Origin of the sequence: Curtobacterium sp. ER1/6, assembly GCF_001742745.1 — a bacterium.
Classification (GTDB): domain Bacteria; phylum Actinomycetota; class Actinomycetes; order Actinomycetales; family Microbacteriaceae; genus Curtobacterium; species Curtobacterium citri.
The window spans coordinates 133,877-159,439 of record NZ_MJAK01000005.1; the positions used below are offsets into that span (position 1 = coordinate 133,877).

The following is a 25,563-nucleotide window of genomic DNA, read 5'->3' on the forward strand; positions in this document are numbered from 1 at the left end:
CGGCGCTCCGGCAGGAGCCGCTACGGCTACGGCGACGGTGTGGCGTCCACCGTGCCGTCGGGCGGCGGCAGGATGTCCGCGGCGATCCACGGGAACACCCAGGTGAAGAGCGCGTAGACGATCACGGCGAGCAGCACGAGCAGCTCGAGGACCTTCAGGGCGGCGGGGCCGGGCAGGATCCGCCAGACGAACGGGAAGATCACTTCGGCGTCTCCGAGAGTTCCTTGGGGGTGCCCTCCGAGACGGGCATCCAGTAGTCGAGCTTGGCGTGCGTGACGTACCGCTCCTTGGCCGACCACATCGGGTGGCACGCGGTGAGGGTGAGCCAGCGGTCCTCGGCGGTCGGCGTGACCCCGGGCTGGTTCGGCACCGGCGCGATCGTCTCGATCTTGTCCGGCGTCACGATCTGGGAGTCGGTGACCTTGTAGACGTACCAGACGTCGAAGTCCTTCGCCTTGTCCGTCACCCGGACGACGATCGGGTCGCCCGGCTTCAGGTCGGCGATCTGGTTGAGCGGCTTGCCGTAGGTCACGCGGTGCCCGGCGACGGCGAAGTTGCCCTCGGCGCCCGGCATGGCGGTGTCCTGGTAGTGGCCGAGGCCGATCGTGTTGAGCACGCGCTCGCGGTCCGTGCCCTCGCCGATCGGGCGGAGGTAGTCCGCGCCGAAGCGGGGGATCTGCATGGTCCCGAACACGTCCGTCAGGTCCGGCGGCTCGGCGAGTACCGGTGCCTCGCCGCGGTGCTCGGAGCCCTCGAGCTTCGGTGCCTGCTGCTGCCCGAGGTCGTCGACGAGCTTGGTCTGCTCGTTCACGGCGACGACGTCGGTCCACCACGCGGTCCACGCGACGTAGAGCCCGGTGCCGGCGCCCGCGATGATGAGGAGCTCGGCCAGCAGTGAGACGAGCGCTCCGCCGACGGACTGGCGACGTCGAGTGCGCCGTGGCGGCCGCTGGTCCTCGGCGTCGCGCTCCGAGCTGCGCGACGGGGCGGTGTCGTGTGCGGTCACGGTGCTCCTGATCCAGGTGGTGGTCGAACAGGTATAGCAGACCACGACGACGAGCCGGTGGGGGTGTGGACGGACCGGGCGGTGCACGGTGCGGGGCTACCGTGGCGGGATGACCACGATCTTCCGTCCGTTCCGGTCCGACGACACCGAGGCGGTCGTCGCGCTCTGGGAGGCCTGCGGACTCGTCCGTCCGTGGAACGACCCCCGGCGGGACATCGCGCGCAAGGTCGCCGAGCAGCCCGAGCTCTTCCTCGTCGCGGTCGAGGACGGCGCCGTCGAGGCCGGCGCCGTCGAGACCGGCGAGGACCGCGCGGCGCCGGAGCTCGTGGGCGTCGGCATGGCCGGCTACGACGGGCACCGCGGCTGGGTGAACTACCTCGCGGTCCGACCCGCCCAGCAGGGGACCGGACTCGGGCGCGCCTTCATGGCCGAGTTCGAACGACTCCTGACCGACCGCGGCTGCCCGAAGATCAACGTGCAGGTCCGCGAGGGCAACGAGCAGGTGCTCGGCTTCTACGCCTCGCTCGGGTACGCCCCCGACCGTGCGGTGTCCCTCGGCAAGCGGCTCATCGCGGACGACTGAGCGAGCTCGACGACCGAGCGAGCTCGACGACCGAGCGACCTACGCGAGCGCGAGACCGACCGAGGCCGCGAACGCCAGCGCGATGCCCGTCCACTGCACGCCGGTGAGCCGCTCGCGCAGGGCCACCCCGGCGAGCACGACCGTGCCGACGGGGTAGAGCGCGTTGAGGACGCTGACGACCGGCAGCGTCGCGTCGTCCGTCCCGACGTGCAGCGCGGCCTGGATGCAGGCGTTCGCGAGCGCGTCGAGCAGCCCGCAGGCGACGACGGCGACGACCGCCCGGCGCGACCAGCGCGACGAGCGCGACGAGCGCGACGAGCGCGACGAGCGCGACGAGCGCGACGAGCGCGACGAGCGCGACGAGCGCGACGAGCGCGGGGTGACCGCGGCAGACCGCCCGGGGTGGGCCGTCGTGCCGGGATCCGCCGGGCCTCCCGTCCGACGCAGCGCGACCACGACCACCGCCGCACCCAGCACGACCGTCTGCACCACCCGCGCGACCAGCAGCGACGCGACCCCGGCGTCGGCCGGTACCGCGTCGTAGGCGAGCACGATCCCGCCGAACCCGCACCCCGCCACCGCCGCCGTGACGACACCGGTCACGGTGACCCGCGCGCCCGAGGCATCCCGCACGGCCGCGACGAGCACCACCGCGACCACCGCGACCACCAGCGCGACCGACGCCGGCACGGACAGCACCGTCCCGCGCACCAGGGCGACCACGACGGGCGTGACGGCCGCGAACACCGCGGTCAGCGGCGACAGGACGCTCATCGGGCCGACGGCGAGGGCGCGGTAGAGCAGGAGCACCGCCACCGACCCCGAGACCCCGGCCGCCACCCCAGCGAGGACCGCCTGCCCGGAGAAGCCGGCCCCCACCACCGGCATCCCGGCCAGCAGGGGGAGCAGGCCGAGCGCGGCGGCCGCTGCGGCGACGCGCACCGCACGGACGCGACGCGCGGCGAGGCCGCCGAGGAAGTCGGCGGCCCCGTAGACGACCGCGCCGGTCAGGCCGAGCAGGACGGTGAGCACGGCTCCCATCCTGCCCGGGCCGGTAGCCTCCGGAGCGTGAGTGTTCCGTACCACCGCCTGCCCCGTGTCGATGCCCGTTGGCGCTGGTGGCGCCCGTTGGTCGCCCTCGCGTTCCTCGTCGGGTGGTACGTCGCGAGCCAGGTCGTCATCGCCGTCGCGTACTTCGTGCCGATCGGGGCGTCGCAGGGTGCGGACGGGCTGATGGGCCTGCAGGACGACCTGTCCAGCGGTGCCCTCGACCCGACGGACCCGCTCGTCCTGTCCCTGTCGCTCGTGTCGTTGGTCGTGCTCCTGCCGGGCATCCTGCTCGCGGTGAAGATCGCGCGTGTGGGTCCGGCCGGCATCCTGTCGTCGACGCGCTTCCGGGTGCGCTGGCGCTGGACGCTCTGGTGCCTCCTCCCCACGCTCGTCATCGCGATCCCGATGTTCCTGGTGCAGACGTGGGGCATGTTCTCGTTCGACGGTGGCTTCGGGTGGGACCACGACGCGATCGGGCAGTCGACGGTGTCGCTCGGCACCCTCACCCTGACCATCGCGCTGGTGCTGCTGCTCGTGCCGTTCCAGGGCGCGGCGGAGGAGTACATCTTCCGCGGCTTCCTGATGCAGACCATCGGCTCCTGGATCCCGCTCCGGGTCGTCGGCACGGTCGTCGCCGTGGCCGTCTCGACCATCGTCTTCGCCCTGCTGCACATCCCGAACGGCTACAACGTGTGGGGCATCCTCGACGTCGGCTCGTTCGGGCTGGTCGCGGCGATCATCGTGCTCCGGACCGGCGGCATGGAGGCCACCGTCCTGCAGCACGCCTTCAACAACATCATGATCTTCGTGCTCCAGGCACCGGGGTGGTCGAAGGTCGACCTCGACTCGTCGAACGGCACGATGATCGGGTGGCTCATCACGCTCGGCACGTCGCTCGCGTTCTGGGGGATGGTCGAGGTGCTCGCGTCGTGGCGGGGGCTGGACCGTCGATTCGCCGGCAGCGAGGCACCACGCTTCCGCGGGACCGTGCCGGTCTGGGCGGGTGGCCGTCGGTGGACCCGGCCGGGAGGCACGGGCTGGGACGTCGCGCCGGCGCGCGACTAGGAGACGGCCGGCTCCGTCCCTGTGGACAGCTCCTCGGGTGTCGCCGCCCGCACGTAGGCTGTCGTGTCATGAGCACCACGCAGGCGGCGGCGCCGATCGCATCGCGGGCGGCAGCGCTGGACGTGCTGCACCGGGTGTGGGGCTACGACGACTTCCGTGGTGAACAGGCCGCGATCATCGACCAGGTGGTCAGCGGCGGCGACGCCCTGGTGCTCATGCCGACCGGCGGCGGCAAGTCGCTCTGCTACCAGGTGCCCGCGCTCGTGCGCGACGGCATCGGGGTGGTCGTCTCGCCCCTCATCGCCCTCATGCAGGACCAGGTCGACGCCCTCGCCGCGAACGGCGTCAAGGCCGCGTTCCTCAACTCGACGCAGGGGCCGGACGAACGTGCCCGGGTCGAGCGGGCGGTCGTCTCGGGCGAGGTCGACATGCTCTACCTCGCGCCCGAGCGCCTGCGGCTCGAGTCCACCCGGTCCCTGCTCGACCGTGCGCGCCTGGCCCTGTTCGCCATCGACGAGGCGCACTGCGTCGCACAGTGGGGGCACGACTTCCGCCCGGACTACCTCGAGCTCAGCGTGCTGCACGAGCGGTGGCCGACGGTGCCGCGCATCGCCCTGACCGCCACGGCGACGCCGCAGACCCACCGGGAGATCTCCGGACGGCTCGGGCTCGACGACGCCGCGCACTTCGTGGCCGACTTCGACCGTCCGAACATCCAGTACCGCATCGAGCCGAAGACCGGCGCCCTGCAGCAGCTCCTCACCTTCATCAAGACCGAGCACCGCGGCGACGCCGGCATCGTCTACTGCCTGTCCCGCAACTCCGTCGAACGCACGGCCGCCGCCCTCGCCGACCAGGGCATCCCCGCACTGCCGTACCACGCCGGACTCGACGCGAAGGTGCGCGAGCGCAACCAGTCACGGTTCCTGCGCGAGGACGGCATCGTCATGGTCGCGACGATCGCCTTCGGCATGGGGATCGACAAGCCGGACGTCCGGTTCGTCGCACACCTCGACCTGCCGAAGTCGGTCGAGGGGTACTACCAGGAGACCGGCCGTGCCGGACGCGACGGGTTGCCCTCGACCGCGTGGCTCGCCTACGGCCTGAACGACGTCGTGCAGCAGCGCCGGATGATCGACCAGTCCGAGGGCGACGCCGCCCACCGGCGCCAGCTCAGTGCCCACCTCGACGCCATGCTGTCGCTCTGCGAGACGATCGAGTGCCGCCGGGTCCGGCTGCTCGCCTACTTCGGGCAGGAGTCGACGCCGTGCGGCAACTGCGACACGTGCATCGCGCCGCCCGAGCCGTGGGACGGCACCGTCCCCGCGCAGAAGTTCCTCTCCACCGTCGTCCGACTCGAGCGCGAGCGCGGCCAGCGGTACGGCGTCGCGCACCTCGTCGACATCCTGGTCGGCAAGCAGTCGCCGCGGGTGCAGGAGCTCCGGCACGACTCCCTCGCGACCTTCGGCATCGGCAGCGACCTCGGCGAGGGGGAGTGGCGCGCGGTCGCCCGGCAGCTCCTCGCGCAGGGGTACGCGGCGGTCTCCGGTGACGGGTTCGGCACGGTGGTGCTCAGCCCGACGAGCGCCGAGGTCCTGGGCGGTCGGACGCGGGTGCTCATGCGTCGCGATCCCGTGAAGGCCTCCCGGGCATCACGGGCCCGACGGCAGCCGGTGACGGACATGCCGCAGGAGGCACTCGGGCTCTTCGAGGCGCTGCGAGCCTGGCGTGCGGCACAGGCCCGCGAGCAGGGCGTCCCCGCCTACGTCGTGTTCAACGACGCGACGCTGCGCGGGATCGCCGCGGTGAAGCCCGCGGACGAGGACGCCCTCAGCGAGATCTCCGGCGTCGGCGGCGCGAAGCTCGAGCGCTACGGTCGAGCGGTGCTCGACGTCGTCGCCGCGCACGACTGAGCCGCAGGACCACCGGCATCCAACGTCGATCGCGGGTGCATGCCGTTCGCGGCATGAGGCGTAGCGGGTGCTCACTACACTCGGAACCCCTGTCCACGAGGAGGCCCGGGTGCCCGGTTCGACGACGATCACCACCACGCTCAGCCGCACGGTGGTGACCCCGCTCGCGCGACTGCTCTGGCGTCCCCGGGTGATCGGCCGGAAGAACGTCCCGAAGCGCGGCGCCGTCATCCTCGCGAGCAACCACCGGTCATTCATCGACTCTCCGGCGATCACCCTCCTGGCCCCGCGGAAGGTGTCCTTCCTCGCGAAGCAGGAGTACTTCACGGGCACGGGCTTCCGCGGGGCGGTGTCGCGTGCGTTCTTCGGCGGCATCGGTGCGATCGGCGTCGAGCGCGGAGCCGGAGCGGCCGCCCAGCACGCGCTCGACCTCGGACTCGAGCGACTGGAGCTGGGCGAAGCCTTCGCGATCTACCCCGAGGGGACGCGGTCCCTCGACGGCCGGCTCTACAAGGGTCGCACGGGCGTGGCCTGGCTCGCCCTGACGAGCGGGGCGCCCGTGGTGCCCGTCGCCCTCACCGGGACGGAGGACGTCCAGCCCATCGGGTCACGGCTGCCGAGGCTCGCCCGGGTGACGGTCGAGTTCGGCCAGCCGATGGATCTGTCGGGCTTCGGTGAGGCGTCGTCCGGTCGGGCTCGTCGGCACGCCACGGACGCCGTCATGGCAGCGATCCAGGAGCTCAGCGGACAGGAACCCGCCGGCACCTACAACAACCCGCCCACGACGATCGTCGAGCGGGTGAAGCAGGCGCTGCGCCGGGACGACCCGACGCAGGCGGTCGAGCCCGACTGATCGGCCTCCTATTGCACATGCTGCATACCAGTGGTTGAATCGAAGGCGCGTCGGCCGCGTGTGCATCTCAGCCGACGGTCCCGGATCCGCCGCCGATCGGAAGGCAGCAGCTTGTCGACCACTCCGCTCTTCGACGCCGTCGCTCGACGAGCCGACCTCGGGGACGACGCCGGAGCACCGGCGCCCGGCTCCCGGGACGGCACCGGCACCCCGGCGGCCGTCGCGGGCCACCCGGTCGCCGTCGACCAGCTCGCCCTGGTCGAGGCCGTCGCGGGTGCCCTGACCCGTGCGGTGGTCGACGCCGTCGCGGTCGAGGTCGAGCGCATCGCGCGCGAGGGGGTCGTCCGCGCCTGACCGGACCGCCGCCGTGACCACTGCACGTGCGCTCGCGCTCGACGTGCCCTCCACCGGCAGGCGTAGCGTCGACCGCGCGGCGGCAGGGTGCCGACCGCAGGACGGAGACGCTGGTGCGCGTGACGGTGCTGGGCACGGGGACGATGGGTGCAGGGGTCGCGAAGTCCCTGCTGCGCGAGGGCCACGAGGTCACGGTGTGGAACCGGAGTGCCGACAAGGCCCGACCGCTCGCGGACGACGGCGCCACCGTGGCGACGGATGCGGCCGCAGCGGTCCAGCACGCCGAGGTCGTGCTCCTCACGCTGTTCGACACGGACGCCGTCGTGGACGTCCTCGAGGCCGCCGCGGGTGACGCCCCGACCGACGCCGTGTGGGTGCAGTCCTCGACGGTCGGCACCGACGGCACCGAGACGATCGTGCAGCTCGCCGAGAAGTACGGCATGACCCTCGTCGAGGCCATGATGCTCGGCACGAAGGCCCCGGCGGAGCAGGGGAAGCTCACGATGCTCGCCGCGGGTCCGTCCGACCAGCTGGACACGATCGACCCGGTCCTCGACGCCATCGGAGCCAAGACCGTGCGGGCGGGGGAGCGCGTCGGCGACGGCACCGCACTGAAGCTCGCCGCGAACGCCTGGATCGCCTCGATCACCGCCGCGACGGCGCAGTCGCTGGCGATCGCCCGGGCGCTCGGGCTCGACCCGGCGCTGTTCCTCGACGCGATCGACGGCACCGCGAGCGACTCGCCCTACGCGCACACGAAGGGCGAGGCCATGCTCTCGGGCGAGTTCGCACCGCAGTTCGCCCTCGACGGCCTCCGGAAGGACATCGGCCTGATCGGCGAGGCCGCGCGGGCCGCGGGTGTCTCGACGGTGCTCGTCGACGCGCTCGACCGCGTCTACGCGCAGGCCAGCGCCGAGGGGCACGGCGGCGACGACATCGCGGCGGTCGGCACCGCCTTCTGACGACCCGGCGGTCCTGCCGATCCGGTCAGGACCGCCGGAACCACCGTCGGACCGCGCCGCTGAGTCGGCCGACGGCCTCGTCGTTCATCGTGTTCGCCAGGTCGAACGCCTCGCGAGCCGGATCGGACCCGTTGCGGATGCGCCGCAGGGCCGCGTCCGCCCGCGCACGAGCATCGAGTTCGGCGAGGGGCATGTCGTCCTCGGGATCGTGCTGCGGTGCCCCGGCCGGGCCGCCAGGAGCGCTGCGCATGAGAGCAGGCTACGCGGAACGCTCGGCGTCGTCCTCGTGGTCGACGACCCGCGCCATCTGCTCGAGGAACGTGACGATCACCGACATCTCGGACTTCGGCAGGTGCTCGGCGACCTCGATCGCGCGGGTGTCGAGCTGGTCGATGACCTGCAGCACCTGACGCATCGAACCGCCCGACGCCGTCAGGATCACGCCACGCCGGTCGTGGGGATCGGGGTGGCGCTCGACGTGGCCGCTGCGGACGAGCCGGTCGACCAGCGCCGAGGTCGATGCGGGCGTGATCTCGAGCCGGTCCGCCAGCTCCTTCGCGTTCACCGACCGCCCGTCCGACTCGGCGTCGAGGAGCACGCGGAGGGCGAGCAGGGCGTTCTCGCCGATGCCCAGTGCCTCGCGAGCACGTCGTTGCGCGGCGCTCTCGGCGCTCCGGTACCTGCGGAGCGCGTTGAGCACGTCCACCGCGTCGACCCTGGAATCCGTGCCGTACCAGAAGCCCGTGGTGGTGTTCGTCACCTCGGTCGTCATGGTGACAATGCTAGACGCTCTAGTTAGTTTGTCTAGCGAGCGCGCCTCGTGGACGACGCCGCAACACCCGTGACGCGGTCCGGAAACACTCCCGCAACGCCCGCTCGGTACCGTCGCCGCATGCAGGAGCCGACGTGCTGAGCCGACTCGCGGGGAGCGTGTTCCACGTCGGGAGCGCGGTGGAGCGGGCGGACGTCGTCGCCCGGATGCTCGACGTGTACGTCGCCCGCCCGGACCCGGCGTCGGGCCACGAGGACGCCGCCGTGTCCGCAGCGCTGCGGTCGGTGCTCGGCGCGGTCCCCTCGGCGCGCCGGCAGGACCGGACGGCCTCGATCGACTCGTTGGCGCTCGACCGGCACGAACCGGCCTCGATCGCCCACGCGGTCGGTGTCGCGCGGGACCACGCACGGCGTGCTCGCGAGGTCGTCTCCACCGAGCTCTGGGACTGCCTCGACGTCACCCGGTCGCGGATGCCGCGCAAGGTCGCGGTCGACCGGGCGCACGAGTTCCTCGGGTGGGTCCGGGAGCGCAGTGCCCTCGCGGTCGGGGTGGTCGAGGGGGACGCCAGCCGCGACGAGGTGTGGGAGTTCTTCACCCTGGGCCGGTCCCTCCTCCGCTGCGGTCTGACCGCCCGGCTGCTCGGGTCGTCGCTCGTCGACGCGTCCTCGTCGTCCTCGTGGCAGACCGCGCTCCGGGCCTGCGGTGCGGGCGAGGCGTTCCGCCGCGGCCGCGACCACGGGACCGAGGCCGAGGACGCCGCGCACTTCCTGCTGCACGACCAGCACAGTCCGCGCTCGCTCGCGTTCCTGGCGACACGTGCCGACGACTGCCTGACCGACGTCGCGCCCGACTGCGTCGCGGACGAGGTGGACGCCTTCCGCGCCGCACGCTCGTCGCTCGGACGGGTCGACGTGGCGGCCCCTGCCGACCTCCGCGCGGTCGCCGACCGGCTCGCCGGTGCCGTCGGCGCCGTCGTCGCGGCACTCGACGCGCGGGTCTTCGCGGTCGTGGCACCCACGCACTGATCCCGCCGCCGACCCGGTCCGAGCGGGCCGGGTCCGCGGATCGACGTGCGCACCGCCGCGGAGCCGCGCACGGTGCGGACGGGAGGCGCGTGGCGGCGCCGCACCGCGCCTCCCGTCCGGCGGATGCCAGCCCGCCGACGCCTCGTCCAGTCGTGCGTCAGACCGCGCTCGAGCGGTCGGCCACCGCCTCGTCGCGCTCCAGGTCACGCCGCAGTGCCGTGGTCGCGCCGGGCGACCCGACGGCGGGCACCGCGTGCGTCACGGCGAGGTGCAGGCGCGCGTCGGCGTCGTACCGGAGCCGCAGGTGCTCCCAGCGCACGAGCCAGACGAGGGCGATCGTGAGGGCGACGAACCCCGAGGTGGCGCCGACGCCGATCGCCCACCGCGGACCCCAGGCGTCCGCGACCGCACCGACGATCGGCGCGCCGATGGGGGTCCCGCCGGCGAAGATCGCCATGTAGAGCGCCATCACCCGGCCGCGCATCGCGGGCTTCGTCGTGGTCTGGACGAGCGCGTTCGCGGTGGTCATGAACGTCAGCGACGCCAGGCCGACGAACACGAGCACGATCGCGAAGGTCCAGTAGGTCGGGGCCAGCGCCGCGGCGGTGCACGCCAGGCCGAACCCGGCGGACGCGACCACGAGCGTGCGCATCCGGGGGCGGTCGCGCCGAGCGGAAAGCAGTGCACCGGCGACCGAGCCGATCGCCATCACCGAGTTGAGCAGGCCGAACTCGCTGGCGCCCTTGCCGAACTCGACGCGTGCCATCGTCGAGGTGAAGATCGGGAAGTTCACGCCGAACGTGCCGACCACGAAGATCATGCACAGCACCACGACGATGTCCGGCCGGGTGCGGACGTAGCGGAAGCCCGCGACGATCTGCCCCTTGCCGCGCTTCGCCCGGACGCGCTCGGCGAGCTGCGCGGGGTCGACGAACCGCAGCGCGAGCAGGACGGCCAGGAACGACCCCGCGTTGATGACGAACACCCACCCGGTGCCGATCACGGCGATGAGCACGCCGGCGACCGCGGGGCCGACCAGCCGTGCGGCGTTGAACGACGCGGAGTTGAGCGCGACCGCGTTCGCCACGTGTTCGCCCTGCACGACGTCGGACACGAAGGCCTGGCGGATCGGGGTGTCGAACGCGGCGACGATGCCGAGCGCGAGGGCGAAACCGTACAGCGACCAGAGCGTCGCCGTGTCGGTGAGCACCATGATCCCGAGGCCGAGCCCGAGCGCGCCCATCAGCCCCTGCGTGAGCATGAGCATCTTCCGCCGGTCGAAGCGGTCCGCAGCCAGGCCGGTGAGGGGGAGCAGGAGCAGCTGCGGCCCGAACTGCAGCGCCATGGTGATGCCGACCGCGATCGCGTCGTTGTCGGAGAGCTTGGTGAGGACGAGCCAGTCCTGGGCGGTGCGCTGCATCCACGTGCCGACGTTGGACACGAGGGCACCGGCGAACCAGATGCGGTAGTTGCGGGCGGACAGGGATCGGAACATGGCGCTCACTGCTGGGCCAGCCTCCTCATGATCTCGGTGGCGTCGGCCAGGGTGCGGCGCTCCTGGTCGGACAGTGCGGTGAGCCGCGGGGAGAGCCAGTCGTCGCGGCGGCGCCGGGTCTCCTCGACGAAGGCGGAGCCGGCGGGTGTGGCGGCGAGCAGGACCTTGCGGCGGTCGTCGCCGTGGTCGTCCTTCGACACGAGACCGCGGTCGACGAGCACCGCGACCGACTTCGTCATGCTCGGCGGTGTGACGCCGTCCTGGCGGCTCAGTTCGGCGAGCGTCATGGCCCCGTCGCGGTGCAGTCGGGCGAGGGCGGAGAACTGCCCGTCGGGCATGCTCGCGTCGGCCTTCTGCGCGCGGAGCGTCCGCGAGAGCCGGTTGACGGCGATGCGGAGGTCGGTGGCGAGGGAGGTGTCGGGCACGATCGTCAGCCTAACTCATTAGTTCGGTGAACGAACTGGGTGCGCGCGGGTGTACGCTCGTAGAGCAACAGGTGTTGCTTTCAGCACGTTCGACGAGGTCGTCGAGGAAGAAGGAGAACATGTCCGAGTTCGAGGGCAGGGTCGCGATCGTCACCGGTGGCGGCAGCGGCATCGGCGAGGCCGTCGCGAAGGAGCTCGCGGCCGCAGGTGCGTCGGTCGTCGTCACCGACATCAAGCTCGACGCCGCCCAGCGTGTGGTGTCCGAGATCGAGGGTGCCGGCGGCACGGCCTCGGCGTTCGAGGCCAACTCCGCGGTCGCCGCGGACAACGAGCGCATGGTGCAGCACGCCGTCGACACGTACGGCGCCCTGCACCTCGCCGTGAACAACGCCGGCATCGGTGCCGCGCCGAAGCCGATCGGCGAGTACGACGTCGAGGCGTGGGACCGCGTGCGTGCGGTCGACCTCGACGGCGTCTTCTACGGGCTCCGCTACGAGATCCCGGCGATCCTGGCGGCGGGTGGCGGTGCGATCGTGAACATGGCGTCCGTCCTCGGGTCGGTCGGCATCGCTCAGAACGCCGCCTACGTCGCGTCGAAGCACGCGCTCGTCGGCCTGACCAAGGTCGCGGCGCTCGAGTACACCGCCCAGGGCGTCCGCACGAACGCGGTCGGCCCGGGCTTCATCGACACCCCGCTGGTCCGTTCGTCGCTGTCCGCCGATGAGCTCGCGGCACTCGAGGGCGAGCACGCCGCCAAGCGCCTCGGCACCGATGCCGAGGTCGCGGCGCTCGTGCTGTTCCTGCTCAGCGACAAGGCGTCGTTCATCAGCGGCAGCTACCACCTGGTCGACGGCGGGTACAGCGCGCACTGACCGCGGTCGGGCGTGCCGGGTCGCTCCGGGCGTACCGGGTCCCGTCGCGCGTGCCGGGTGGGAACGGGCGTGCCTGGTCGCGTCGCGCGTGCCGGGTAGGAGCGGGCGTACCTGGTGGGAACGGGCGTACCTGGTCAGCACGATCGACCGGGTACGCCCGTTTCCGCTTTCCATCGCAGGCGTTATGGGAAGGAACGGGCGGACGGGAGGCGCGGCGCAGCTCGAGCGCGCAGCCTCGCCAGCATGGACGCTCCGAGCCTCGCATTGCGCAGGGCCCTCCGGGTGGGAACGGGCGTACCGGGTGGGAACGGGCGTACCTGGTCGGCGCGATCGACCAGGTACGCCCGTTCCCGCTCTCCATCGCGGGCGTGATGGGAAGGAACGGGCGGACGGGAGGCGCGACCAGCGTCCCCGACGTCGGGAACGGGGGTCGCGCCTCCCGTCCGGGCGTGTGCTCGCGTCGAGCGCTCAGGCTGCGTCGGGACCGAGGATCGCGTCGTGGGGGAGCAGGGCGTGCACGCCCCACGTGCGGTTCGCCACCTGCGTCACCCGCATGCTGACCGCCACGCTGGCCATCGCCAGGGCCTCGGCGCGGGAGATGCCGTACGACCCCGCGATCCAGTCGACCATCCGGTCGAGGGCCGTCGTCGTGGCGGCGTTCAGGTCCGCGTCGAACCCGAACGTGATCCTCCCGGCGGGAGTGTCGGCGTGGATGCCCGCGACCGGGACGTCGTCGAGGAGCGAGAGCGTCATCGTGGTCGTCATGCCGCACTCGACCGCGGTGCCCGAGACCTCGCCGTCGCCCTGCGCCGCGTGGCCGTCACCGACGGACAGCAGGGCGTCCGGCACGGTCACCGGCAGGTACAGCGTCGCGCCGGCGACGAGCTCGCGGCAGTCGATGTTGCCGCCGCCCACCGGCCGGGGCGGGATCGTCGAGTGCTCGCCGGTCGGCTCCGGCGGGAGCCCGACGACCCCGAGGAACGGTGCCGTCCGGACGCCGAGCCCGAGCTGGTTGCGGGCGACGCCGGCGGCCGCGTCGACGTCCCAGAGCAGCGGGCCGCGGGACGTCGGGTCCGCGAGCCCGAGCGCGCGGTTCAGCTCGGTGTCGACACCGCCGGAGCCGGTGTAGCCCCAGTCGTCCGGCACCAGGGCGTCGAAGCGGACGGCGAGGACCTGTCCCGGCCGGGCGCCCGTCACGGCGATCGGGCCGACCAGGCAGTGTCCACGCCGCGGGTCGACGAGGGTGGGGGCGTCGGCGCCCGGGGACGCCTGCCGTTCGGTGTAGCCGGCGGCGCTCAGGGTCCGGACCGTCACCGTGTCACCGTCGTCGACGCGGAGCACGGGCTCGCGTTCGGCGGTGAGCACGTCGATGGCGGTGTCGAGCGAGGCGTCGATGCGGTGGGAGGTCACCCGTCGATCCTCGCAGGACACCGCCCGCGACGGGCAGGCGGTCAGTGGAACTGCGGGATCGTCAGCCAGATGCCGTACAGGACCGCTGCGACGCAGAACGCGAAGCACACCACGGCGCCGACGATCGCGGCCGGCGGCGTGTGCCCGGACCGCGGGGTCTCGTCGCGGTACTCGGTGCGTTCGCCCCCGGCGTCGACCGGTTGCCCCGTCCCGAGCAGCCGCAGCCCGAGCGTGTAGACGAGCACCACGCCGACGGCGGCGACGAAGCCGACGCCCGCGACGATGCCGATGCTGCTGAGGTCGATGTCCACGGTGCCTCCTAGGCGGAGACCGGCTCGGCGGCCGGCTGCTCGTCGTTGACGGTGTCCTTCGTGATCGGCTTCCGCCGCGCGAGGAGGAAGAAGCCGAGGCCGCCGCCCAGGGCGAGCACGGCCACGACCACCAGACCGATGGTGCTCGTCGAGGCGACGAGGGTGGCGAGCGCGCCGACCACGGCGGCGGCCGGCAGCGTGATCACCCAGGCGACGACGATGCGTCCGACGACCGACCAGTGCACGTCGGCGAGCTTCTTGCCGAGGCCCGAGCCGATCACCGAGCCGCTCGTGACGTGGGTCGTCGACAGGGCGAAGCCGAGGTGCGACGACACGAGGATCGTCGCCGCCGAGCTGGTCTCCGCGGCGAAGCCCTGCGGCGACTGCACGTCCGAGATCTTCTTGCCGACGGTGCGCATGATCCGCCACCCGCCGGTGTACGTGCCGAGGCCGATCGCGAGGCCGCAGGCCAGGATCACCCAGAGCGCCGGACCCGTGCCCGAGGGCTGGTAGTCCGCCGCGATGAGCGTCAGGGTGATGACGCCCATGGTCTTCTGCGCGTCGTTGGTGCCGTGCGCGAGCGAGACCAGCGACGCCGAGATCGTCTGCCCGTGCCGGAAGCCGGTCGCGGCGCCGTGTGTCGTGGCGTTCTTCGTCAGCGAGTACGCCAGGTACGTCGCCACGAGGGCGATCACCCCGGCGATCACGGGTGAGAGCAGCGCGGGGAGGACGACCTTCGACACCACCGTCGCCCAGTCGACCGAGTTCAGCCCGGCGCCGATGATCGACGCGCCGATCAGGCCGCCGAACAGCGCGTGCGTGGACGACGACGGCAGGCCGAAGTACCAGGTGGCGAGGTTCCAGAGCACCGCGCCGACGAGTCCCGCGAAGATCATGGTCGGACTGATCTGGATGCCGTCCTGGCCCTCGCGGATGATGCCCTGCGAGACCGTCTTCGCGACCTCGGTGGACAGGAACGCGCCGACCACGTTGAGGACGGCGGAGATGAGCACGGCGGTCCGGGGCTTCAGGGCTCCGGTGGCGACCGAGGTGGCCATGGCGTTCGCGGTGTCGTGGAAGCCGTTCGTGAAGTCGAACACGAGGGCAACGACGATCACCAGCACGACGGTGACGAGGACGTCCATGGCGGCGACGCTAGGCCCGCCCCGGACCCGCTGCGTGAACGCCGGATGAACACGTCCGCGGGGTCGTCCGTCTGTCAGGATGCAGGGGTGCCGACCTTCTCCGCAGCCCGAGGGGACTCCTCGTTCACCGACGCGCACGGCGTCGAGATCGTCTACTCGACCTGGCGCGCGGCCAGACCGAGGGCCGTCGTGCAGATCGCGCACGGGGTCGGCGAGCACGGCGCGCGGTACGAGCCCCTCGCGCAGGACCTGGTCCGCGCCGGCTACACCGTGTACGCGAACGACCACCGCGGCCACGGCCGGACCGGACTCGGGCAGTGGGACGGCGACCACACGAAGCTCGGGCGGCTCGGCCCCGGGGGTCTGCGTGCGGCGATCGCCGCCGTCGAGCAGATGACCGCGGTCGCCCGCGAGCAGGACCCCGGCATCCCGCTCGTGCTGCTCGGGCACTCGTGGGGCTCCCTCATGGCGCAGCACATCGTGAACACCTCGTCCGAGGCGTACGACGGGGTCGTCCTGTCCGCCACGGCCTACCGGCTGCCCGGCTGGATGAACAGCGGCGACCTGAACGCCCGGCACGCGGGGTCGGGGCCGACGAAGCACGAGTGGATCAGTCGCGACCGGGCGGTCGTCGACGCGATCGCCGCCGACCCGCTGGTCGTCGAGGCGGACGTCATCAAGCTGTTCGGTGTGCGTGACGCGCTCCGGTTGCTCGGTGTCCCGAGGCGGGCGATCCCGCACGACCTGCCCGTGCTCCTGCAGGTCGGGTCCGACGACACCCTCGGCGGGCCGCGGTCGATCGAGCGGCTCGCGGCGGCGTACCGCCGGCGCGGTGGGCTGTCGGACGTGCAGGTGCACGCCTACGAGGGGGCGCGGCACGAGGTCTACAACGAGACGAACCGCGACGAGGTCATCGCCGACCTGGTCGCGTGGCTCGACCGGCACGTGGGTCGCTGACGCGGGTCGTCTCTCCGGATCGGATCGGGTCGGTCGCGTCGAACCACCGATCCGACATCGAACCAGGAGCGGCGGGCGGTTCGACGTCGGTTCCGTGGTTCGGTCAACACGTCGCCGACCTGCGTCACCACAGGACGGACGGGAGGCGCGGGGCGGCGCCGCCACGCGCCTCCCGTCCGCCACGGCGTAGGCTCGTGCCGTGCACGGTGAGTACAAGGTCCCCGGAGGCAAGCTGGTCGTCGTCGACCTCGAGGTCGTCGACGGGAGCATCCGCGAGTTCCGTCTGGCGGGAGACTTCTTCCTCGAACCGGACGACGCGCTGCCGCTCATCGACCAGGCCGTGGACGGCCTGCCCGCGACCACGGACGCAGCCGGCATCGCCGCCGCCGTCCGGGCTGCACTGCCCGAGGGCGCCGTGCTGCTCGGCTTCACGCCCGAGTCCGTCGGCGTCGCCGTCCGTCGTGCACTCTCGCGGGCGTCGACGTGGCAGGAGTACGACTGGGAGATCGTCCACGAGGGACCGGTCAGCCCGAACGAGCACCTCGCGCTCGACCAGGTCCTGACCGAGGAGGTCGGCGCCGGACGCCGTGGCCCGACGCTGCGCATCTGGGAGTGGGACCAGCCGGCCGTCGTCATCGGGTCGTTCCAGTCGCTCAAGAACGAGGTCGACCCGGAGGGTGCCGCGAAGTACGGCGTCGAGGTCGTGCGCCGCATCTCCGGTGGCGGCGCGATGTTCATGGATGCCGGAGCGATCATCACGTACTCGCTGTACGTGCCGACCGACCTCGTGCAGGGCATGACCTTCGCGGACTCGTACGCCTACCTCGACGAGTGGGTGATCGAGGCGCTGAAGTCGCTCGGCATCGAGGCGTACTACCAGCCGCTCAACGACATCGCCTCGGCGTCCGGGAAGATCGGCGGCGCGGCGCAGAAGCGGCTCGGGACCGGCGCGCTGCTGCACCACGTGACGATGAGCTACGACATGGACGGCCAGAAGATGGTCGAGGTCCTGCGCATCGGACGCGAGAAGATGAGCGACAAGGGCACGACCTCGGCGGCGAAGCGCGTCGACCCGCTGCGCTCGCAGACCGGGCTCGCGCGGGCGGAGATCATCGAGCGGCTGATCGGCACGTTCACGTCGATGTACGGGGCGCGCGAGGGGCACGTGACCGAGGCCGAGCGGGCCCGGGCGCGGGAGCTCGTGGCGACGAAGTTCGCGACGCAGGAGTGGCTCGAGCGGGTGCCCTGATCGGGGAGGGGCGTCCGCTCTCGGGTGCCCCTGGGCTCGGCGCGTGCGATGCGCCCCTCGTCTCCTGTCCGTCGTCGTCGCCGCGGTGGTCGTCGTGACCACCGCCACCGCCTGTTCGGAGGGCTCTCCGGACGACGCATCGACGTCGGAGGCCGCACTCTCGCGGTGGTCCTCGCTCATGGGGACCGCACTGCTCGACGAGGAGCACGGCCAGGGCGGAGCCGGCGGCGAAGGAGCGGGAGGCGCTGGTCTCGGAACGGTGCCGGCAGGCGCGTGGGACCTGCTCGTCGCCTGCAACGGCGCCGACGGGTGGTCCTTCCGGGTCGACTCAGGACCGGACGGCGACGACACCCTCGCCCGGAGCGACGTGCCGTGCGGAGCGACCGAACGGCTGTCCGTGACGGTGCCGGAGAGCGGCGGGTTGACCGTGCTGGCGCACCCGCTCAGGACCGCGCCGGAGGCGGTGCGTCGCGGAGACGTGCCCGTCTTCTGGTACGTCGCGGTCGTGCCGGAGGGGTTCGAGCCGGAGTCGCGGTCCTACGAGCTCGGCTGATCGTCGGGGTCGTCCGGCGCTCGCAGGGTGAGGTCGATCCCGCCCGTGCTCCGGAGTGTCCCCGGGCGGATCGGACGATCGTCAGCACCCACGGCGACGTACGAGCCGGAGTACGTGACCTCGTCGTCGTACTCGTCTTCGTCGTCCGGCTCGTCGTCGACCTCGTCGGGGTTCCGCGTGCCGAGCAGCTTCCGCGTCAGCGACGACCGCTCGGTGAGCAGCGAGTCGAGCGCGGCACGGAGGTCCTCGTCGGCGGGCTCCGCCCCGCGGAGGGCCGCGCCGAGGACGCTCCGCCGCATGAGCTCCTTCGCGAAGGACCCGGTCGTCCCCTCGGCCCGTTCGGCGGCCTCGGTCACGGCAGTGTCGGAGAACGGCAGCGCGCCCGCGTAACGACGGAACAGCCGCTCGCGCTCGGGCAGGGCGGGCAACGGCACCTCGACCGCGAGGTCCACTCGGCCCGGTCGGTCAGCCAGCGCCCGCTCGAGGACGGCCACCCGGTTCGAGGTCATCACGAACGCGACGTCCGCGTCGCCGTCGAGGCCGTCGAGTGCGTCGAGGACCTCGAAGAGCAGCGGCTGCGGCGAGCTGTGGCGCTCCATGGCGACCAGGTCGATGTCCTCCATCACGACGATCGACGGCTGGAACGTCCGCGCGATCTCGGCCGCCGACCCGATCGCCGCGATGCTCGAGCCGGTGAGCAGGACGGCGGTGACACCGGGCGTCCGGGTCAACAGGTGTCGGATCGTGAGGGTCTTCCCGGTGCCGGGCGGACCGTACAGGAGCACACCCCGTTTGAGGTGCTGGCCGGCGGCGAGCAGGGCCTCGCGCTGTTCGCCGATCCCCACCACGTGGTCGACGACCTCGTCGAGGAGCCCCGACGGCAGCACCACGTCGTCGGTCCCGACCTCGGGCCGCCGCACGAAGGTCGCGCCGGCCTCGGCGCCGTACTCGGACTGCGTGAAGGAGAGCACCTGCCCGCGGAGCACGCTGCGCTCGATCATGAGCGCACGCAGCCGCAGCAGGAACGCGGTCGCCGCGTCCTGGTCCGGGCTCAGGATCTCGACGGAGGCGCGTCCGCGGCCGTAGTCGGGCTTGGCGGAGCGCTGCACGACCGCGACGGGCACGCCCTCGTACGCCAGGAACCGCAGGCCGAACGAGACGACCTGGCGGGTCGTGTCCGCGCCGGTAGCCCGCGTCGCGTAGCTCACCGGTCCGGGCGCCCAGCGTGCGTGGGGGTGCGCGATGAACTCGCTCACGCTGCTGTGGAACCGGCTGTCGTCACCGGCGACGCCGATCAGCGCGTCCGGGGCCCCACCCGTCAGCGCCTCGAGGGCGATGTCGGCGTCGACCAGGCGGTGGTCGGCGAACTCCTCGGTGACGACCGGCAGGGTCTGCGGATCCGCACCGAGGTGGTCGTGGATCCGTTCGCCGAGCGGCGTGAGGACGGCCTGCTGTTCGGTCGCGGCGAGTTCGTTCGCCCGCTCCATGTAGCGGGCGAACGCCCGCATGAGGTCCCGGTCTGCGTCGTCGAGCACGTCGCCATCCTGGCATGCAGCAGTGACGGCGGCCCGGGAGGGGGGACCCGGACCGCCGCGGCGACCAGTCTCGGTGGCGATCCCATGAACCAGCCGTGCAGACCACGCGCAGACGTGCAGATCGCGAGGATCATCCGCGCGGCGGAGGTGGTCGCCGGGTGACTGACGTAGCGTCGGCACCGTGAACTGGTTGATCCTCCTGGGGGCGGTGGCCGCAGCGGCCCTCGTGATGTGGATCGCCGATCGCGTGGGGTGGATCGACCTGTCGAACAAGGCCACACGCAGCGGCGGATCCGGTGGTGTCGTGTCGATGATGGACGAGGTGTTCGCACCGACCCGTCACGAGGCGCAGGCCGAGTACGAGCGGCAGGCACGCCTGCCGCACCAGGCCCCGACACCCGCCGACGACGACCACGACCTGCTGAGCGGGAACGTGCTGATCCGGGTGCCGTCGGTCCGGGGCGCCGGTCGGCACGAGGCCCGACCGGGCACGCTCGACCGCACGTACTGATCGCGCGCGGACGCGGACGGCAGGCGCGGGTGCCGCCGTCGCGTCAGCGCGTCGTGAGTTCCTGGTAGTCGGGGTGGCGCTCGATCCACGCGTGCACGTAGCTGCAGAGCGGGACGACGCGGAGCGAGCCTTCGCGGACGTCGTCGAGTGCGTGCTGGACGAGGATCGACGCGTGGCCACCGCCGCGGTGCGCGGGGTCGACCTCGGTGTGGGTGAAGCGGATCTCGTCGCCGTCGACCTCGTACGCCGCGAAGCCGATGACCTCGCCGTCCTCGACCAGGGAGTACTGCTGTGCGTCGGTGTCGTTGCGGACCTCGGGTGATGCCATGACGACGACCGTACGCCGTGCCCCCGGAGAGCGTCGTGGACGGCACCGGTCCCCGAACGCGGGGCGGTGACACGCCTCCGATCCGCACTACTCTCGCCCCGTGCACGATGCAACACCGCCCCTGCTCTTCCGGACGCCGCCGGGCTGGCCCACGCCGTCGCCCGAGTGGGTCGACCTGTTCCAGGGGGCCGAACCCGAGGCCGGCTGGCGGCCGATCGACGACATCCCGCCCGCTCCGTCCCGCTGGCGGTTCTGGGCGCCGACGCGAGCGCTGCACCGCCGCGTGCCCCGCGCCGCCCGGGTGGTGCCGGTCGTCGGCGCCGCGATCGCGCTCGCGTCGTTCGTCGCCGTGGTCGTCCTCTGGGCCGTCGGCGGACCGGCGGTCCTGGCACTGGCCCCGGTGGTCGCCGGCACCGCGCTCTGGGTGATCGGGGCGTCCCGGTACGCCGATCGGCTCGCCGAGGCCCTGCACGCGGTGCGTGCCGAGGCGTCGGTCCGCCGGGCCACCGAGCTCCCCGCCCGTGCCGCCGCGGTCTTCCCGGGCGCCGATCCGGCGGACGCATCGGCCGGGTGGGACGCCCGCGGCTGGGCCGTGCCCGGCGCGCGACCCTTCGTCGCGGGGCCGCCGTCGCGGTCCGGCACCCGGCCGCAGCGGGCGCTCGTCGCCGTCACGGCCGGGGTCGCCGGGCTCGTCCTCGCGACCGGGGCCTCCGTCTCGCTCCTGCCGCTCGTGCCGGCGGTCGAGGAGGGCGCAGCCCGCGCGCTCACGGGCGTCGAACCGGGGTCTCCGTGGTCGGTCGAGGGCGACGACGAGGACGCCGCACAGCCCGAGTGGACGTCCGACGACGGCAGCATCGAGGCGTGGTGGCTCGCGGGCGACGACGAGTGGGAGGGTACCTGTGACCTGACGCCCGGTGACGCCGGTTGCGACGCGTACGAGATCGACAGCGAACGGACCTGCACGGCGGTCGTGACGGTCGGGTTCTTCGCGTCCCTGGACGACGCTCGACCGAGCCGCGTCGAGGAGCGAACGGTGTCGATCACGGAGGGCGTGCCGCTCGTCCTGGTCGAGAACCACGACGAGGACTCGTCGAGCATCGGCGACGTGTCCTGCGCGTCCGACGACGATCCGCACGCAGACCGCATCGCGGCGACGCAGGGGGCCGACGCGGACACGGATGCCGAACGGCTCGCGGGTTGCGCGACCACGGACTGCGTCGCCTTCGTCGTCCGTTCGTCCACCGACTGCGCCGACGCGGCCGTGCAGTTCCGCGTCGGGGCCGAGGTCGGCTCGATCGGCGCGCCGCACGACGTGGTCGTCATGACCCCGCTGCTCGCCGGGCAGCCGGCGGACGTCTTCGTCGGCGGCACGACGTACGCGTCCGACGTCACCCCGGGTGGCGTCACCTGCCGAGCGGGCACCGAGGACGGGTCCGCCGCACACGCCTGACGCCGTGCACGCCCGATGCCGCACACGCCTGACGCCGCTCGGTCCTGCGGCCGGCCGGGTGCAGGGGAGGATGGTCCGGTGCGCAGCATCGACGACCGGAGCCCCGACCTCGTCGTGCTCGGCGACAACCTCGACGTCCTGCCGACCCTGCCGGACGCGTCGTTCACGGTCGTCTACCTGGACCCGCCGTTCAACACCGGTCGGAAGCAGCGTCGGCACGCGGTGACGGCCGAGCGGCGGACGGCCGGCGACGCCGGGACGATCACGGGCTTCCGCGGCCGGACGTACGAGCGCATCCGGGGTGACCTCATGCGTTTCGACGACCGGTTCGAGGACTACTGGGCGTTCCTCGAGCCCCGGTTGCTCGAGGCCTGGCGGCTCCTCGCCGAGGACGGCACGCTGTACCTGCACCTCGACTACCGCGAGGCGCACTACGCGAAGGTCCTGCTCGACGCGCTGTTCGGTCGCGACGCCTTCCTGAACGAGATCATCTGGGCGTACGACTTCGGGGCGAAGTCGCGCTCACGCTGGCCCACGAAGCACGACACGATCCTGGTCTACGTGAAGGACCCGGAGCGCTACTGGTTCGACTCCGAGACCGTCGACCGCGAGCCGTACATGGCGCCGGGACTCGTGACGCCGGAGAAGCGGGAGCGCGGGAAGCTGCCGACGGACGTGTGGTGGCACACGATCGTCTCGCCGACGGGGAGCGAGAAGACCGGCTACCCGACGCAGAAGCCCGAGGGGGTGCTCCGGCGGATGGTGCAGGCGTCCTCGCGCGAGGGCGACTGGGTGCTCGACTTCTTCGCGGGGAGCGGCACGCTCGGAGCGGTCGCGCGGGACCTCGGTCGGCGCTTCGTGCTCGTGGACGACAACCCGGTGGCGGTCGACGTCATGCGCCGGCGGCTGCCACACGCGGTGATCGACGAGGTGGCGCGTCCCACGACGTGACGGAGGCGACACCGCCGACGTCGTGGGACGTCGGCGGTGTCGCCTCGGAGGGGTTCCGATCTGATCGGACCGCCCGGCTACTCCGCGGAGTGGCGCCCGTGCGGGTGGTCGCCGTCGGCCGGACGGGAGGCGCGGTCCGCGTCCGCCCCGTCGGTGCGGTCCGCCGTGCCGGTCGCCGCTGCGGTCGCCGCGCTGGCGCTGGCGGTGGCGCTGGCGGTTGCGTCCGCGGCGCGGTGCTCCGGTGCGGCGTGCGCCGGGTGGGTGCGGATCGTGCCCGTGGTGGTGGCCGGTTCGTCCACCGGCGCGGCCGCCGAGTGGGCGCCGTGCGTCGTCGCCCCCGGCAGCGGTGCCCGGGTGCCGTCGTCCCGCACCGCCGTGGCCGTGGCGGTCGTGCCCTGGACCGTCCCGCCGTCGGACCGGACCAACGTGGCGGAGGCGGTGGTGCCTCCCGTCCGGTCCTGCGGCGGCTGGGCCGCGACGTCCGGCGAGGTCGGGACCGTCCGCATCGACCCGGTGTCGGGCGAGACGAGCGAGCCGGTGTTCGCGGCGGCGCGCTGCGCGTCGGACGTGAGCTGGTCGGCGTCCTTCGCGGCGTTCGCCTGCTCCTGCAGGGCCGAGACCTTGCGGAGCGGCGGAACCCGGAAGAACCAGGTGAGCACGAACGCGAGCAGGATGACGCCGAGTCCGACCCAGTACACGACCACGGCCGAGCTGCTGAAGCCGACGAGGAACGGGCGGGTCAGTCGCGGGTCGGCGCCGTTCAGGAACGACGTGTCGGTCGTGGCGGAGCCGGCCGAGGAGCTCGCGGCCGTGTCGCCCTTCTTCAGCTGGTCGACGAGCTTCGGCGCGACCTCGTCCACCACGGCCCGACGCTGGTCGGCGTTCGCGTAGTCGATCTGCAGCGTGCCGTCGACGACCTCGGCGTTCGCCTTGGACGCGGCGGTCTGGAGCGCCTGCTGCTCGGCGGTGGACTTGTTCGCCGCGACCTGCTGGGCGATGACCGAGTCGGCTGCCGAGGCCGGGATCGTGCCGGCGGCGACCTGCTGCTGCACCTGGGCGGTGACCTGCTCGGTGACGGCCTGGTCGGCAGCCTGCTTCGCGGCAGCGGCGCCCTTGTCGAGACCCTGCTGCACGTTCTGCTGCACCGGGTCCACGATCTTCGACCAGATCTGGTCCATGACGCCCTTGTTCTCGGACGCGCCGGCGACCGAGGGGGTGAGCGCCGCGTTGAGCGCGGGCTTGAGGTTCGACTCGTTCTGCATCGCGCCGGTGATGTTCGTCGGCATGAGCGTGAACAGCACCGAGAGGAGCACCGCGGTGCCCATCGTGCCGCCGATCTGGCGGAAGAAGGTCGCGGCGCTCGTGGCGACGCCGATGTCCCGCGGGGAGACCGAGTTCTGCGCGGCGAGGGTCAGCGTCTGCATGAGCTGCCCGAGGCCCAGGCCGATGCCGAACATGCCGATCATCAGGAACCACAGCGGGCTGTCGGCGGTCAGGAAGGTCAGGACCGTGAAGCCGATCGCGGTGAACGCGGTGCCGGTGATCGGGAAGACCTGGTACCGCCCGGTCCGCGAGATGATCTGGCCGGACGCGATCGACGCGATCATGAGGCCGAGCACCATCGGGAGCATGCTGAAGCCGGACTCGGTCGGGGTGACGCCCTTCACGATCTGCAGGTACAGCGGGAGCGTGAGCATGGCGCCGAACATGCCGAAGCCGACGAGCACGGAGAGCACCGCGGCCATCGAGAAGACGCGGGAGCCGAACAGCTTGAGCGGCAGGATCGCGTCGTCGCCCATCGCCCGTTCGACGATCACGAAGCCGATCAGGCCGAGCGCGCCGATGACGTAGCAGGCGATGGCGCCGGGGGAGTCCCAACCCCAGTCGCGGCCCTGCTCGGCGATGAGGAGCAGCGGGACCAGCGTGACGATGACGAGCGTGGCACCCCACCAGTCGATGCGGGGCTTGCCGCGGTCGCCGAACTTCGGCAGGTGCAGGAACGTCGTCACCATGACCAGCGCGATCACGCCGACCGGCACGTTGATGAGGAACACCCAGCGCCAGCCGTCGACGAACAGGATCTGGGACGCGCCGGCGAACAGACCGCCGACCAGCGGGCCGATGACCGAGGAGATGCCGAACACCGCCAGGAAGTAGCCCTGGTACTTCGCGCGCTCGCGGGGGGCGAGCATGTCGCCCATGATCGCCAGCGGCAGCGACATGAGGCCACCGGCGCCGAGGCCCTGCAGGGCGCGGAAGCCGGCGAGCATGAGCATCGAGGACGAGAACGACGCGGCGAGCGAGCCGATGATGAAGATACCGATCGCCGTGAGGAACAGCGGGCGCCGGCCGAAGATGTCGGAGAGCTTGCCGTAGATGGGGGTCGTCACCGTCGAGGCGATGAGGTAGCCGGTGGTCACCCACGCCTGCTGGTCGAGGCCGTGCAGGTCGTCGCCGATCGTGCGGATCGCCGTGCCGACGATCGTCTGGTCGAGCGCGCCGAGGAACATGCCGGCCATCAGTCCGTAGATGACGAGCAGGATCTGTCGGTGGTTCATCACCGCGTTCGAGGACGTGGTGGGGGCCGCTGGTGCGGTCGCCGTCTGGGTCATTCGGTCTCCCGTGCGTACTGGTGCTCGCGCAGGCGTTCCGTCCCGGGCGCGGGGGAACGTTCGTTGCGCGCACTGCAAAAATACAACCAGCGCAAACGGTTTGTTCCCCGGAACCGCGTTCCTGTGGACATCGGCAGGGTCCGGGGCGGATGTGCAGGAGGCGCCGTCGGACGGAT

27 protein-coding genes are annotated in these 25,563 nt (G+C 72.3%); 14 read left to right on the plus strand and 13 right to left on the minus strand.

Going from position 1 to position 25,563, the window contains the following annotated elements:
• Positions 1-26 precede the first annotated feature (26 nt).
• Positions 27-203, minus strand: coding sequence for a hypothetical protein (locus Cus16_RS16665; protein WP_182047193.1), 177 nt, complete (start codon positions 201-203; stop codon positions 27-29).
• A complete protein-coding gene (locus tag Cus16_RS09740) occupies positions 200-1,006 on the minus strand; it encodes a class E sortase (RefSeq protein WP_069712466.1) in 807 nt (268 codons plus the stop codon). Before Cus16_RS09740 ends, Cus16_RS16665 begins: the two co-directional genes overlap by 4 nt.
• Positions 1,007-1,115: 109 nt before the next feature.
• Between Cus16_RS09740 and Cus16_RS09745 the strand changes: the two genes are divergently transcribed.
• Positions 1,116-1,589 (plus strand): GNAT family acetyltransferase, encoded by a 474-nt coding sequence (locus tag Cus16_RS09745; RefSeq protein ID WP_069712467.1) that lies wholly within the window; start codon positions 1,116-1,118, stop codon positions 1,587-1,589.
• A 39-nt stretch (positions 1,590-1,628) separates the two neighbouring features.
• Here Cus16_RS09745 and Cus16_RS09750 read toward each other — a convergent pair whose 3' ends face one another.
• Positions 1,629-2,621, minus strand: coding sequence for an EamA family transporter (locus Cus16_RS09750; RefSeq protein ID WP_141718915.1), 993 nt, complete (start codon positions 2,619-2,621; stop codon positions 1,629-1,631).
• A 36-nt stretch (positions 2,622-2,657) separates the two neighbouring features.
• Here Cus16_RS09750 and Cus16_RS09755 point away from each other — a divergent pair, with 36 nt between their 5' ends.
• From Cus16_RS09755 to Cus16_RS09775, 5 genes are all read left to right on the plus strand, one after another.
• Positions 2,658-3,704 carry a CPBP family intramembrane glutamic endopeptidase gene (locus Cus16_RS09755; RefSeq protein WP_141718916.1) on the plus strand — a complete coding sequence of 349 codons (1,047 nt, stop codon included), beginning with the start codon at positions 2,658-2,660 and terminating at the stop codon, positions 3,702-3,704.
• Between the two features lie 68 nt (positions 3,705-3,772).
• Positions 3,773-5,617: a DNA helicase RecQ gene (gene recQ / locus Cus16_RS09760; RefSeq protein WP_069712470.1), complete on the plus strand. Its 1,845-nt coding sequence runs from the start codon at positions 3,773-3,775 to the stop codon at positions 5,615-5,617.
• A gap of 109 nt (positions 5,618-5,726) precedes the next feature.
• Complete coding sequence (locus tag Cus16_RS09765) at positions 5,727-6,470, plus strand: lysophospholipid acyltransferase family protein (protein ID WP_069712471.1); 744 nt, start codon at positions 5,727-5,729, stop codon at positions 6,468-6,470.
• A 111-nt stretch (positions 6,471-6,581) separates the two neighbouring features.
• Positions 6,582-6,824 (plus strand): hypothetical protein, encoded by a 243-nt coding sequence (locus tag Cus16_RS09770; RefSeq protein WP_069712472.1) that lies wholly within the window; start codon positions 6,582-6,584, stop codon positions 6,822-6,824.
• Between the two features lie 119 nt (positions 6,825-6,943).
• Positions 6,944-7,786, plus strand: a complete 843-nt coding sequence (locus Cus16_RS09775) for an NAD(P)-dependent oxidoreductase (protein WP_262982037.1) — start codon at positions 6,944-6,946, stop codon at positions 7,784-7,786.
• A gap of 25 nt (positions 7,787-7,811) precedes the next feature.
• On the opposite strand, the gene Cus16_RS16320 is transcribed toward Cus16_RS09775, so the two are convergent.
• Positions 7,812-8,036, minus strand: a complete 225-nt coding sequence (locus Cus16_RS16320) for a hypothetical protein (RefSeq protein ID WP_141718917.1) — start codon at positions 8,034-8,036, stop codon at positions 7,812-7,814.
• A gap of 9 nt (positions 8,037-8,045) precedes the next feature.
• Complete coding sequence (locus tag Cus16_RS09780; RefSeq protein WP_069712473.1) at positions 8,046-8,558, minus strand: MarR family winged helix-turn-helix transcriptional regulator; 513 nt, start codon at positions 8,556-8,558, stop codon at positions 8,046-8,048.
• 134 nt (positions 8,559-8,692) lie between these two features.
• On the opposite strand from Cus16_RS09780, the gene Cus16_RS09785 reads away from it, so the two are divergent.
• Entirely contained in the window at positions 8,693-9,583 is an 891-nt protein-coding gene (locus Cus16_RS09785; protein ID WP_069712474.1) for an alpha-E domain-containing protein, read from the plus strand.
• A 157-nt stretch (positions 9,584-9,740) separates the two neighbouring features.
• Here Cus16_RS09785 and Cus16_RS09790 read toward each other — a convergent pair whose 3' ends face one another.
• The gene (locus tag Cus16_RS09790; protein ID WP_223246578.1) at positions 9,741-11,078 is read right to left on the minus strand and encodes an MFS transporter; all 1,338 of its coding nucleotides are present in this window, start codon (positions 11,076-11,078) and stop codon (positions 9,741-9,743) included.
• A gap of 5 nt (positions 11,079-11,083) precedes the next feature.
• On the minus strand, positions 11,084-11,503 hold the full coding sequence (locus Cus16_RS09795; protein WP_069712476.1) for a MarR family winged helix-turn-helix transcriptional regulator: 420 nt from the start codon (positions 11,501-11,503) through the stop codon (positions 11,084-11,086).
• A 119-nt stretch (positions 11,504-11,622) separates the two neighbouring features.
• Here Cus16_RS09795 and Cus16_RS09800 point away from each other — a divergent pair, with 119 nt between their 5' ends.
• Positions 11,623-12,375, plus strand: coding sequence for an SDR family NAD(P)-dependent oxidoreductase (locus Cus16_RS09800; RefSeq protein ID WP_069712477.1), 753 nt, complete (start codon positions 11,623-11,625; stop codon positions 12,373-12,375).
• Between the two features lie 468 nt (positions 12,376-12,843).
• Here the strand turns inward: Cus16_RS09800 and Cus16_RS09805 are convergent, their stop codons facing one another.
• The 3 genes from Cus16_RS09805 to Cus16_RS09815 are packed head-to-tail and all read right to left on the minus strand — an operon-like array spanning position 12,844 to position 15,241.
• Complete coding sequence (locus tag Cus16_RS09805) at positions 12,844-13,785, minus strand: acetamidase/formamidase family protein (protein WP_069712478.1); 942 nt, start codon at positions 13,783-13,785, stop codon at positions 12,844-12,846.
• A gap of 41 nt (positions 13,786-13,826) precedes the next feature.
• The gene (locus tag Cus16_RS09810; RefSeq protein ID WP_069712479.1) at positions 13,827-14,096 is read right to left on the minus strand and encodes a hypothetical protein; all 270 of its coding nucleotides are present in this window, start codon (positions 14,094-14,096) and stop codon (positions 13,827-13,829) included.
• Positions 14,097-14,104: 8 nt separating this feature from the next.
• Positions 14,105-15,241 carry an inorganic phosphate transporter gene (locus Cus16_RS09815; protein WP_069712480.1) on the minus strand — a complete coding sequence of 379 codons (1,137 nt, stop codon included), beginning with the start codon at positions 15,239-15,241 and terminating at the stop codon, positions 14,105-14,107.
• An 87-nt stretch (positions 15,242-15,328) separates the two neighbouring features.
• Here Cus16_RS09815 and Cus16_RS09820 point away from each other — a divergent pair, with 87 nt between their 5' ends.
• The 3 genes from Cus16_RS09820 (at position 15,329) to Cus16_RS09830 (ending at position 18,000) form a co-directional block, all read left to right on the plus strand.
• Positions 15,329-16,198, plus strand: a complete 870-nt coding sequence (locus Cus16_RS09820; RefSeq protein WP_069712481.1) for an alpha/beta fold hydrolase — start codon at positions 15,329-15,331, stop codon at positions 16,196-16,198.
• Between the two features lie 199 nt (positions 16,199-16,397).
• Entirely contained in the window at positions 16,398-17,447 is a 1,050-nt protein-coding gene (locus Cus16_RS09825; RefSeq protein ID WP_069712482.1) for a biotin/lipoate A/B protein ligase family protein, read from the plus strand.
• A gap of 43 nt (positions 17,448-17,490) precedes the next feature.
• Complete coding sequence (locus Cus16_RS09830; RefSeq protein WP_141718918.1) at positions 17,491-18,000, plus strand: hypothetical protein; 510 nt, start codon at positions 17,491-17,493, stop codon at positions 17,998-18,000.
• Here the strand turns inward: Cus16_RS09830 and Cus16_RS09835 are convergent.
• Positions 17,985-19,535 carry an AAA family ATPase gene (locus tag Cus16_RS09835; protein ID WP_069712484.1) on the minus strand — a complete coding sequence of 517 codons (1,551 nt, stop codon included), beginning with the start codon at positions 19,533-19,535 and terminating at the stop codon, positions 17,985-17,987. The genes Cus16_RS09830 and Cus16_RS09835 overlap by 16 nt on opposite strands.
• A 181-nt stretch (positions 19,536-19,716) precedes the next feature.
• Here Cus16_RS09835 and Cus16_RS09840 point away from each other — a divergent pair, with 181 nt between their 5' ends.
• Positions 19,717-20,046 carry a hypothetical protein gene (locus Cus16_RS09840; protein WP_141718919.1) on the plus strand — a complete coding sequence of 110 codons (330 nt, stop codon included), beginning with the start codon at positions 19,717-19,719 and terminating at the stop codon, positions 20,044-20,046.
• A gap of 43 nt (positions 20,047-20,089) precedes the next feature.
• Here Cus16_RS09840 and Cus16_RS09845 read toward each other — a convergent pair whose 3' ends face one another.
• Positions 20,090-20,374, minus strand: coding sequence for a GNAT family N-acetyltransferase (locus Cus16_RS09845; protein ID WP_069712486.1), 285 nt, complete (start codon positions 20,372-20,374; stop codon positions 20,090-20,092).
• 100 nt (positions 20,375-20,474) lie between these two features.
• Here Cus16_RS09845 and Cus16_RS09850 point away from each other — a divergent pair, with 100 nt between their 5' ends.
• Together Cus16_RS09850 and Cus16_RS09855 are read left to right on the plus strand one after the other, a co-directional pair.
• Positions 20,475-21,824, plus strand: a complete 1,350-nt coding sequence (locus Cus16_RS09850) for a hypothetical protein (protein WP_069712487.1) — start codon at positions 20,475-20,477, stop codon at positions 21,822-21,824.
• A 78-nt stretch (positions 21,825-21,902) separates the two neighbouring features.
• Positions 21,903-22,775 (plus strand): DNA-methyltransferase, encoded by an 873-nt coding sequence (locus Cus16_RS09855; protein WP_069712488.1) that lies wholly within the window; start codon positions 21,903-21,905, stop codon positions 22,773-22,775.
• A 77-nt stretch (positions 22,776-22,852) separates the two neighbouring features.
• Here Cus16_RS09855 and Cus16_RS09860 read toward each other — a convergent pair whose 3' ends face one another.
• Positions 22,853-25,387 carry an MDR family MFS transporter gene (locus Cus16_RS09860; RefSeq protein ID WP_069712489.1) on the minus strand — a complete coding sequence of 845 codons (2,535 nt, stop codon included), beginning with the start codon at positions 25,385-25,387 and terminating at the stop codon, positions 22,853-22,855.
• Between the last annotated feature and the right edge of the window lie 176 nt (positions 25,388-25,563).

Excerpts from the sequence above, each read along its gene's own strand:
- Cus16_RS09815 (WP_069712480.1), bottom strand. The coding sequence starts at position 15,241 with ATGGACGTCCTCGTCACCGTCGTGCTGGTGATCGTCGTTGCCCTCGTG.
- Cus16_RS09790 (WP_223246578.1), bottom strand. The coding sequence starts at position 11,078 with ATGTTCCGATCCCTGTCCGCCCGCAACTACCGCATCTGGTTCGCCGGT.
- Cus16_RS09780 (WP_069712473.1), bottom strand. The coding sequence starts at position 8,558 with ATGACGACCGAGGTGACGAACACCACCACGGGCTTCTGGTACGGCACG.
- Cus16_RS16320 (WP_141718917.1), bottom strand. The coding sequence starts at position 8,036 with ATGCGCAGCGCTCCTGGCGGCCCGGCCGGGGCACCGCAGCACGATCCC.
- Cus16_RS09845 (WP_069712486.1), bottom strand. The coding sequence starts at position 20,374 with ATGGCATCACCCGAGGTCCGCAACGACACCGACGCACAGCAGTACTCC.
- Cus16_RS09800 (WP_069712477.1), top strand. The coding sequence starts at position 11,623 with ATGTCCGAGTTCGAGGGCAGGGTCGCGATCGTCACCGGTGGCGGCAGC.
- recQ (WP_069712470.1), top strand. The coding sequence starts at position 3,773 with ATGAGCACCACGCAGGCGGCGGCGCCGATCGCATCGCGGGCGGCAGCG.
- Cus16_RS09860 (WP_069712489.1), bottom strand. The coding sequence starts at position 25,387 with ATGACCCAGACGGCGACCGCACCAGCGGCCCCCACCACGTCCTCGAAC.
- Cus16_RS09745 (WP_069712467.1), top strand. The coding sequence starts at position 1,116 with ATGACCACGATCTTCCGTCCGTTCCGGTCCGACGACACCGAGGCGGTC.